Below are 10,207 nucleotides of genomic sequence, written 5' to 3' on the forward strand. Positions count from 1 at the left end.
AATCAACGCACTCTAAAACCGGAAGGGCCCCTTTAAAGCTAGCCCGCGACAACCATCCAGATGGCTACCATGTGCACCACCGCCGCGGCAATCGTCGCGGTGTGAAAGTGCTCGTGGTAGCCATACCAACGTGCGTTGCGACCCGGCCACTTGAAGCCGTACATCAGCGCCCCCACTGAATAGACCACGCCACCCGCAAAAAGCAGCCACACCACGGCCGGCCCTGCGGAGTGCCACAGATTCGGCAACAGAGGCAGGATGAGCCAACCCAGCACGAGATAGACCACCACGTCCAGCCACCGCGGATGATTAATCCACACCAAGTTCAAGACAACCCCCATGGTGGCGCCCACCCACGCAGCAGTCAGCATCCATAGCGCCTGCGTGGGCTCCAGCACGATGGCACACAGCGGCGTGTAGGTCGCCGCGATGAACACCGAAATCGTCGCGTGATCAGCACGCCGCCACCACTGCACAGCACGCATCGATACCCATGGCCAGCGGTGGTACAGCGCCGAGACTGTAAAGAGGCCAACCACGCCGACGCCATACACCGTTACTGCTAACCCCTGCCACCACGGCAGCGTCATCCACGCAAAGGTAATCAACACTGTCGATGCGATCAGGGACGCAAGCGCAGCAAAGAGGTGACCCCAGCCGCGCGTTAATGGGCGCGGGCCGCGGTCCGCCATCCAGTACGTGCGCTGGATGAGCTGCTCTATCGTGCTATTTTCCTGCACAGAGCCTGATTCAACTGGAAATTCTTGCGGGGACGATTTCTGAGCACTGGGTGCGTTCATAGTGGGGGCCTTGCCTTGCCTGAGATGCGGGTCGTGCGCATAACGCATTCACTCCCAAAACTTACGTATCCGTAACTATACGGCCGAGCATTGCGGCAGACAAGGGTGGAGCGAAAGTTTCCTCCAGTTTTTCTTCCAATATTTGCAGCACGAGGGCACTGGCCACGTAAACTACCCACATTATGCTTTCCTTTGTCTCACGCTCTCGCCGCACCGCGGCGCTGTTCGCAGCTACCATGGTGGCGCTGGGAGCGGCGTCGGCAGGCGTCGGCTCCGCCTCTGCACAGTCCAGCACCATCGGCGAGGTTTCCTCGCGCGTGACCAACCCGCAGCCCTGGCTCGGTGACAAGGCCTTCATTACCTCTAAGCGCCACATGGGCGGCAACCACTGGGTGGTGGACGTCTGGTCCCCGGCCAATCATGCGGTGATTTCTAATAACGTCCTGCTCCCTGAGGGCGATAAGCCGCGCCCCTCCTTCTACCTGCTGCCCGGCGTGGAGGGCGGCCAGGCCGGCATGAACTGGATGACGCACTCCGATATCCGCCACTGGGCCGTGGGCAAGAACGTCAACGTCGTAATGCCGCTCGGCGGTGCCTACTCTCTCTACACCGATTGGAATGCCGAGGATCCCATCCTGGGGGTCAACAAGTGGAACACCTACATGACCGCTGAGTTGCCCCCGCTGATCGACGCCGAATTCCACGGCACCGGCCGCGATGCCATCGGCGGCATTTCTTCTACTGGCGGCGCCGCACTCGACATCGCCGGCCACGCCCCACAGCGCTACAAAGCCGCAGCCTCCTACTCCGGCTGCCCGGTACGCTCCGGTGCGATTGGTTTCCCTACCTCCACCGCGATGATTGCCTACGGCGGCGGCTCCTCCTTCAATGCCTGGGGCCTGCCAGGCTCCCCGCAGTGGTTCGAGCACGACCCCAACGCCAACCCCGGACGCCTGCGCGACGTCGAGGTCTTCGTGGGCTCGGCCTCCGGCACCCCGGGCCCCATCGATGGCACCAACAGCCCCGCCCAGTGGCTGGGCCCCCGCGCGGTAGAGATGGTGGCCAACCAGTGCTCGGAGGAATTCACCCGCAACGCCCGCAACGCCGGGGTGCGCGTGAACCGCTACTTCAGCCCCCAGGGTTCGCACACCTTCAACCTCTTCTCCCACCAGATGAAGCTGAGTTGGGACCAGACCATCGCCCGCACTATCGGCGCCTAAGTTTTGACTGGTTGTCGCTTCACTGCAGACGCAAGCCCCCTTCATCACCACGACCACGAAATATACCCACTGCAGGATTTGATTCCACTAACCCTCAGCTAAACAACTAGATCTTCAAGGTTCACGTTTGCCCGAAAAAAGGGATTGACGCATGTCAAGATTCTGCGGTAAAATTTTGGTTAATAGTTCAGCCCGCCCGGTTCCCTTCGGAAACACGGAGTGGGCTGGATCTCTATTTGCGCAGTCTCGCCAACACTGTCATCGTGGCAACACATCCCACCTCTAGATTGGCTTTTCATGTCTTCTACGCTCAAGCCAGCAGCGACCATTGGCGAACACATTCTTCGCCTGCAAAGCCGCGGCATGAAGATCGACAGAGCTTTAGCTGAACAATGGTTTTCACACGTCAGCTACTACCGGCTTTCCGCCTATTGGTATCCGGCTAGACAGTTCACTGAAGACGGAACTAGCCGAATTAGCAGCTTCGTCGATGGTACTGACTTTGCCGACGTCGTCTCCTTATATGAAGCCGATCGGAAACTCCGTACCCTGATTCATGATGGTATGGAGCGAATCGAGGTTGCGATGCGCACCAAGCTCGTCGAGCTACTGTGTACTCGACACCCCAATGATCCTACTTTCTATCTCCGTTCAGACGACTTTCGGCCAAACTTTGACCACGTGTCGTGGCTGAGTACAGCGTACGGTCGGCTTGCGAGAGCGAAGAAGAGCGACGCCGTGAAGCACTACATTGATGAATACGGTGGACAGTATCCCATGTGGGTTGTGGCTGAAGTGCTCGATTTTTCGGACATTTCAAAGCTCTATGCAGGCTTAGGATCCAACGATCAACGGTCAATTTCGGAAGCGCTGAATATAAAGATCAACTTCTCTAGTTTGAATAGGAATCAGAAGCAAAGACTTACGAAGAAACATCCGCTGGCGAGTTGGCTCGAGCAGCTAACTGTCATTCGGAATACATGTGCCCACCATGGAAGGCTGTGGAATCGTTCATTTGCTCCGGCTCCAACTGAGGTTATCCGGAACAATGGAAACCTACACATCCTTCCAGAGAATCAAAGTGAGAAGTTATTCGGCGCTTTGATAATCATGGCGCATTTACTGCGGACTGTGTCTCCTGGAACCACGTGGCCTGAAAAAGTAGTGGCCTTGTTAAATGGACACTTCCTCACCAATCCTCTTGTCGAAAAAGCCAGTATCGGTATTCATGGCAACTGGGATGAAGAAACAATTTAAATGACTCGGAAAAGGAAAAGCCCGGCCGAAGCCGGGCTGATGCAGCGTCAACGCTGCTGAGCGGAACTGCGCGTTTTACTCCACGACGGAGTTCGCGCCGACGGCGTGACCGAAGAGGTCCGGCAGGGTCGCCGCCCAAGCTTCGCGCAACTCGGAAACAGCAACGGACTCGCCGCCCAGCTCCAGCTCACCGTTGTCGGTGGTCTGGCCGACGACGACGGCCGGAACGCCGCACTCCTCGGCGCGCTGCAGCAGCATGTCGACGCGTTCAGCGGTCGTTGCTACCAGCACTCGGGAGGCGGACTCAGAGAAGGCTGCCACGAAGGCGTCCTCGTGGACCTTAGACAGATCCAGGCTCAGGCCCACGCCGCTGCGCTTGGCCATCTCGAATGCGGTGACGGCGAGGCCACCTTCGGAGATGTCGTGTGCAGCGGTCAGGCCTTCGTTGCCCACGAAGAAGTCCGCGAGACACTGCTCGTTGGCCAGGTCCACCTGTGGCGGCAGGCCATTGAGTCCCTTCTCTGACTCGTGACCTTGTTCACGAGCGCTTACCTGCTGCCAGATGGAACCACCGAACTCATCCTTGGTCTCACCCAGCAGAACAAGGACCTCCGGCTCCTCTACGCGTCCAAGCTCGTTGCCGATGGACGTGTGGACGTCGTCGATGACACCCAGGACGCCTACGACGGGCGTCGGCAAGATCGGCTCCTCGCCGGTTTGGTTGTAGAAGGAGACGTTGCCACCGGAGACGGGGATGCCGAGTTCCACGGCGCCGTCGGCAAGCCCGTGCACGGACTCGCGGAACTGCCACATTACGTCCGGGTTCTCCGGGGAGCCGTAGTTGAGGCAGTTGGTGATGGCGACCGGACGGGCACCGGTCACAGCGACGTTGCGGTAGGCCTCCGCCAACGCCAGGCGTGTGCCCATGTTCGGATCCAGCTTGGTGTAGCGCCCAGAAGCATCAGCCGATACCGCGATACCGCGGCCGGTCTCCTCGTCGATGCGCAGCACACCAGCGTTCGCGTGATGGGACTGCACGGTGTTGCCGCGCACGTAGCGGTCATACTGCTCGGTGATGAAATCACGGGAGCACAGCGCCGGGGAGGCCACGAGCTTCTTCAGCGCCACGGTGAGGTCCTGCTTCTCGACGCCCTTGAACTCCTGCAGCGCATCCTGCCACTCCGGGCGGGCGTAGGGGCGGTCGTAGACCGGGGCCTCGTCCGCGATGGTGCCGGCTGGGGCATCCACAACGACCTCGCCTTGATGGCGAATGATGAGGTGCTTACCGGTGGTGACCTCACCAATCTCGGCGCAGGTGACGTCCCAATGCGCGCAGATCTCCTTGAACTTTTCCACGTTCTCCGGGGTCACCACAGCACACATGCGCTCCTGGGACTCGGAGGCGAGGATCTCTGCGGCGGTCATGTCCTTGGCACGCAGCGGGACGTTGTCCAGGTTGATCTCCATGCCGCCATCACCGGCGGCGGCCAGCTCGGAGGTGGCGCACGCCAGGCCCGCGCCGCCCAAGTCCTGGATGCCCACGACGATGCCGGACTTGTACAGCTCCAGGCAGCACTCGATGAGGACCTTCTCCGCGAACGGGTCGCCCACCTGAACGGCCGGCAGCTTGCGCTCCGCGCCGTCCTCGAAGGTGTCAGAAGCCAACACGGACACGCCACCGATGCCATCGAGGCCGGTGCGCGAGCCGAAGAGCATGACCTTGTTTCCAGTACCGGAGGCGAAGGCCAATTTCAGGTCCTTCACCTTCAGCGTTCCCACGCACAGCGCGTTAACCAGCGGGTTGCCAGCATAAGACTCATCAAAAACGGTTTCGCCGCCAATGTTAGGCAGGCCCAAGCAGTTGCCGTAGTGCGAAATACCGCCAACCACGCCAGGCAAAACGCGCTTGGTGTCGGGGGCATCAGCCGGGCCGAAGCGCAGCTGATCCATCACGGCAATCGGGCGAGCGCCCATCGCCATGATGTCGCGGACAATGCCGCCCACGCCGGTGGCTGCACCCTGGTGCGGCTCCACGTAGGAGGGGTGGTTGTGGCTTTCCACGCGGAAGGTCACCGCGTTGCCGTCTCCGATATCCACCACGCCGGCGTTCTCACCGATGCCGGCGAGGATCTTGGAGCCCATCTCCTCAGTCATGGTCTCACCGAAGTAGCGCAGGTGCGTCTTGGAGGACTTATAAGAACAGTGCTCCGACCACATCACCGAGTACATGGTCAGCTCGGCATCGGTCGGGCGGCGGCCCAGGATCTCGCGGATGTGCGCGTACTCGTCATCCTTCAGGCCCAACTCGCGGTAGGGCTGCTCCAGCTCAGGCTGCGCGGCTGCTTGCTCGACGGTGTCGTTGTGTACGGTCATTGTTTCTCCTTATAACCGTCGGCGCGGGTTAAGCGACGACCTTGAGGGCGGACACAAACAAACCCAGACCGTCGGTGGACGGGCCGGTGAGAAGATCGATGGCGTGCTCTGGGTGCGGCATCAGCCCCACCACGTTGCCGGCCTCATTGGTGATGCCGGCGATGCCGTTGATGGAGCCGTTGAAGTTATCGGTATAACGGAAGACCACGCGGCCTTCGCCCTCCAAGCGTTCCACGGTCTCCGCATCCGCCTGGAAGCGGCCCTCGCCGTGCTTCGCTGGAATCAGGATGCGCTGGCCCTGCTCAAACTCGCTGGTCCAGGAGGTCTGTGCGTTCTCCACCTCGAGGTAGGTATCCACGCAGTGGAAGTGCAGGCCCTGGTTGCGAGTCAGGGCGCCGGGCAGCAGGCCGGTCTCCGTCAAAATCTGGAAGCCGTTGCAGATGCCGAGCACCGGCATGCCCTTATTCGCTGCTTCCACCACCGCGCGCATCACCGGGGCCAGCGCCGAAATAGCGCCGGAGCGCAGGTAGTCACCGTAGGAAAAGCCACCGGGTACAACGACGGCGTCCACTCCTCGCAGGTCTTCATCCGCATGCCACAGGGACACGACGTCGGCGCCGGCGGTGCGGGCGGCGCGGGCCGCGTCGACGTCGTCAAGCGTGCCAGGGAAGGTAATAACGCCGATCTTCATTACTGGATGACCTCGTAATCCTCGATCACGGTGTTGGCCAGCAAGGTGGAAGCCACCTTCTCGAGTTCCTCGGCGCTGACCGAATCATCAACTTCAATTTCAAAGCGCTTGCCCTGGCGCACGTCGCTGACACCAGCAACCCCCAGGCGACCCAGCGCGCGAACAACGGCCTGACCTTGCGGGTCCAAAATCTCGGCCTTGGGCATGACATTGACAACTACACGAGCCATGAAAATTTTTGCCTTACTGTGCGTGAGTATAGGTGCCCCGCCAGTCTATCCCGCCGGCATGAAAGATTCGGAATCTTTGGGGGTGATGAATTCAAACCAAACGGTTGAAGAATTCTTGGGGAATCCCACCTTAACCCCCAGCTCACCCTCTGCGCTCCGGTATCACGTGCCCCGAAACCCAGGTAGAACGAGATGCGCTGCCCTTTTCTCACCTATCCAAGGAACCTCTCATGCATTTCAAACGCATTGGCTCACTCGCCATCGCCGCCCTTGTCTCTACCTGCATTGTTGTCCCCCAGGCCAGCGCCTCTGTGGACGGCTCCAACGCCGTCATCTCCGAGGTCTACGGTGGCGGCGGCAACAAGGGTGCCGCGTTTAACCACGATTTCATCGAGCTTTATAACCCCACCTCAGCTGACCTCGACCTCACTGGCTGGTCCGTGGAGTACCTGTCCGCCTCCGGCAACTCTGGCGGAAAGCACGAGCTGTCCGGTTCCCTCCCGGCCGCGGGCCACTTCCTCATCCAGGAAGGTGGTGGCGGCACCGGTGAGCCGCTTCCTGCTCCTGATGCAGAGGGGAACCTGAATCTGTCCGGCTCCAAGGGCTCGGTGAAGCTTTACGACGCCTCCGGGGCCGAGGTAGACCTCGTGGGGTACGGGGAGGCGTCGCTCAGCGAGGGCTCCCCTGCCCAGGCCTTGAACAACTCCACCTCTGCGCAACGCGACGCCGAGGGCACCGACACCGACGACAACGTTGCTGACTTCAGCGCTACAGCGCCGACGCCGAAGTCTGCTGGCGGTGGCGCCACCGCGCCGGAGGACCCCACACCGGCCGAACCGGGCACATCCGTCACCATCCCGGAAATCCAGGGCACCGGCGCGGAGTCCCCGCTCAACGGCCAGAACGTCACCACCCAAGGCGTGGTGACCGCGGTGTGGAAAGGTGAAAAGTCCCTCAACGGCTTCACCATCCAGACCCCGGGCACGGGCCAGACCGCACCGAAGAAAGCCTCGGAGGCCATCTTCGTCTACACCGGTGGCACCGGCTTCTACCCGGAGATTGGAGAATCCGTCGAGGTCACCGGCACCGTTGATGAGTACTACGGGCAGACCCAAATCGCCCTTGCCCAAGGCTCCGTCCTCGACACCGCACTCGATCTCGTCACCCCGCTCGCCATCGATGCCCTACCCGAGGGAGATGAGGAGCGAGAGAAGCTCGAGTCCATGCTTCTCAAGCCTGGCGTGCACACCGTGACCGATAACTACGGCCTCAACCGCTACGGCGAGCTCGGTCTAGCACCGGGCACCGAGGCGCTGCGCCAGCCCACCGATATTGTCTCCCCTGGCACCCAGGAGCAAAAGGACATGGAAGCCTCTAACGCGGCGAAGTACGTCATCTTGGATGACGGCTCCACCCGTGACTTCACCCGCGATGGCGCGTCGACGAAGCTACCGTACATCATGCACAACGGCTCGGAGATCAAGACGATCCGCACCACCAACCAGGTGAAGTTCGCGGACTCCGGAGTAATCCTGGGTTACGGCCACGAGCAGTGGCGCTTCCAGCCCACCACGATGATTACCGGTGACTCTACCACCGCAGACCTGCCGATTACGTGGGACCCGGCCCGTCCGGAGGCCCCGCAGGTGGCCGGCGACTACACCGTGGCGGCGTTCAACGTGCTCAACTTCTTCATCAACCTGGGCGAAGACAACGGCGCGAAATCCTACAATGACCGCTTTGGCAACGGCGTGGGTTCTGACAGCCCCACCTTCCGCGGCGCGTGGTCCGAGTCCGCGTTCAACGACCAGAAGGGCAAGATCCTCACCGCGCTGGAGGGACTCGACGCCGATGTTATCGGCCTGTCGGAGATTGAGAACGCCGCCAACACCGTGGGCGGTTCCTACGACGATGCTGTGAAGTACCTCGTGGGTGAGCTCAACTCCCGTGCGGGGTCTGAAAAGTGGGATTACGTCAAGGCCCCGGCGAACGCGTCAGCCGATACAGACGTCATCCGCACCGCGATCATCTACAAGAAGGACCGCGTCCAGCCAGTAGGTGAGGCCACCTTGCTGGAGGACGAGCGTTTCAAGGGTACCGCCCGCACCCCGCTCGCTGCGGAGTTCAAGCCGGTTGCTGATAAGTGCGCTCCTGAGGGCCCCGATTCCTTCGTGGTGGTGACCAACCATTTCAAGTCCAAGGGCTCTGTGGCGAACGGTGATGCGGATACCGGCGACGGCCAGGGCAACAACCCGAACGTGCGCAACGCCCACGCCCAGGCCGTCCTCGATGGGCTGGCCAAGCAGCCGCAGTGGCAGAAGAAGGCCACCTTCGTCATGGGTGACCTGAACGCCTACTCCAAGGAAGATGCCATCTCCGTCTTCCGCAACGCCGGCTACACCATCCCGGTGGAAGAACTCAATGCGCAGGAGGACTGGCAGGACGTGGCCTCCTACCAGTTCTCCGGCCGCCTCGGTTCCCTGGACCACATCCTGGCCAACGAGCACGTCGACGCGCAGGCCGCGCAGACCTGGAACATCAACTCTGACGAGCCCATCGCCATGGAATACTCCCGCCGCAACTACACCGGCGGCGATGTCTTTGAGGCTGATAACCCCTACCGCTCCTCCGACCACGACCCGGTCAAGGTGGGCTTTAACCTTGCGACGGTGAAGCGCTCTGCGGACGAGCTCAAGGACTGCGGCCCTGCAGAGGAACCGGACTCGGCGGAGGACCCAGGCCCGTCGGAGGAAGCCCGCGGCATCAAGTCCGTCACCGTTGATGACAACGGTCACCTCATCATCACCTATACCGACGGCACCACTGAAAACGCCGGCAAGGTCGTCGGTGCCGATGGCAAGCCAGGTAAAGACGGTGCTGACGGCGTTGATGGCCAGGATGGTACCGACGGTGAGGACGGCTCAAACGGTAAAGACGGCGCTGATGGCAAGGACGGCCGCGGTATCGAATCCGCGACCACGAACGACAAGGGCGAGGTCATCGTCACCTACACCGACGGCACAACCGACAACCTCGGTGCTCTTGCCGGGCCGAAGGGTGACCAAGGCGAGCCGGGCCACGATGGCAGTAACGGCGCCCCAGGTCGCGACGGCGAAGATGGAGAAGACGGCAAGCACGGCACCGATGGCAAGGAAGGCCGCGGCATCAAGTCCGTGACCACCGACGCCGCGGGCAACCTTGTTGTGAAGTACACCGACGGCACCTCCGAAACCATCAAGGTAGACAGCAAGCCCGCCAGCCAAACCGGTTCTTCTACTGGCGAGCGCTGCCTGCCGACTGCCCTCGGTCTCGCCATCCCCGCAGCCCTTGCCATCCCGCTGGCCTTCCTTGGGTTTGCCAATACACAGTTCAACATCCCGGGCTTCGAGCCGGTCCGGAAGCAGATTGAGTCGATGGCCCGCAACATCCCGCGCGAAGCTCAGTACGCTGCCGGTGGTCTCGGCCTGCTGGCTGCGCTTGGCATCATCGGCGCGGCCTGCGTCCCGACCGGGTCTAAATAAAGCACTCTGCTGAGCGTATTTATTCAGTCTCGTTAAGCCCCTCATCTGAGGGGCTTTTCTCCTACCAGCCCGATTACCCCTCTAACCAGGAATTTTCTTCCTCCGGTTGCGGGGT

General features: G+C 61.3%; 7 protein-coding genes. 3 read left to right on the top strand and 4 right to left on the bottom strand.

Features of this window, described 5'->3' with window-relative positions:
- Window positions 1–38 precede the first annotated feature (38 nt).
- Window positions 39–692, bottom strand: coding sequence for a PAQR family membrane homeostasis protein TrhA (locus tag HMPREF2943_RS04760; RefSeq protein ID WP_236659413.1), 654 nt, complete (start codon window positions 690–692; stop codon window positions 39–41).
- A 290-nt stretch (window positions 693–982) separates the two neighbouring features.
- Between HMPREF2943_RS04760 and HMPREF2943_RS04765 the strand changes: the two genes are divergently transcribed.
- Window positions 983–2,020 (top strand): alpha/beta hydrolase, encoded by a 1,038-nt coding sequence (locus HMPREF2943_RS04765; protein ID WP_070710944.1) that lies wholly within the window; start codon window positions 983–985, stop codon window positions 2,018–2,020.
- Between the two features lie 297 nt (window positions 2,021–2,317).
- Window positions 2,318–3,277, top strand: a complete 960-nt coding sequence (locus tag HMPREF2943_RS04770; RefSeq protein WP_070645627.1) for an Abi family protein — start codon at window positions 2,318–2,320, stop codon at window positions 3,275–3,277.
- 75 nt (window positions 3,278–3,352) lie between these two features.
- Here the strand turns inward: HMPREF2943_RS04770 and purL are convergent, their stop codons facing one another.
- From purL to purS, 3 genes are read right to left on the bottom strand one after another with little or no spacing between them, the layout of a single operon-like run.
- Window positions 3,353–5,650 (bottom strand): phosphoribosylformylglycinamidine synthase subunit PurL, encoded by a 2,298-nt coding sequence (gene purL / locus HMPREF2943_RS04775; protein WP_070710945.1) that lies wholly within the window; start codon window positions 5,648–5,650, stop codon window positions 3,353–3,355.
- Window positions 5,651–5,678: 28 nt separating this feature from the next.
- Window positions 5,679–6,341 carry a phosphoribosylformylglycinamidine synthase subunit PurQ gene (purQ, locus tag HMPREF2943_RS04780; RefSeq protein WP_070710946.1) on the bottom strand — a complete coding sequence of 221 codons (663 nt, stop codon included), beginning with the start codon at window positions 6,339–6,341 and terminating at the stop codon, window positions 5,679–5,681.
- The gene (gene purS / locus HMPREF2943_RS04785) at window positions 6,341–6,571 is read right to left on the bottom strand and encodes a phosphoribosylformylglycinamidine synthase subunit PurS (protein ID WP_039676532.1); all 231 of its coding nucleotides are present in this window, start codon (window positions 6,569–6,571) and stop codon (window positions 6,341–6,343) included. Before purS ends, purQ begins: the two co-directional genes overlap by 1 nt.
- Before the next feature lie 230 nt (window positions 6,572–6,801).
- Here purS and HMPREF2943_RS04790 point away from each other — a divergent pair, with 230 nt between their 5' ends.
- On the top strand, window positions 6,802–10,092 hold the full coding sequence (locus HMPREF2943_RS04790) for an ExeM/NucH family extracellular endonuclease (RefSeq protein WP_246817269.1): 3,291 nt from the start codon (window positions 6,802–6,804) through the stop codon (window positions 10,090–10,092).
- Window positions 10,093–10,207: the final 115 nt, after the last annotated feature.

It is taken from the genome of Corynebacterium sp. HMSC072D12, from assembly GCF_001813925.1.
Taxonomy (GTDB): Bacteria; Actinomycetota; Actinomycetes; order Mycobacteriales; family Mycobacteriaceae; genus Corynebacterium; species Corynebacterium aurimucosum.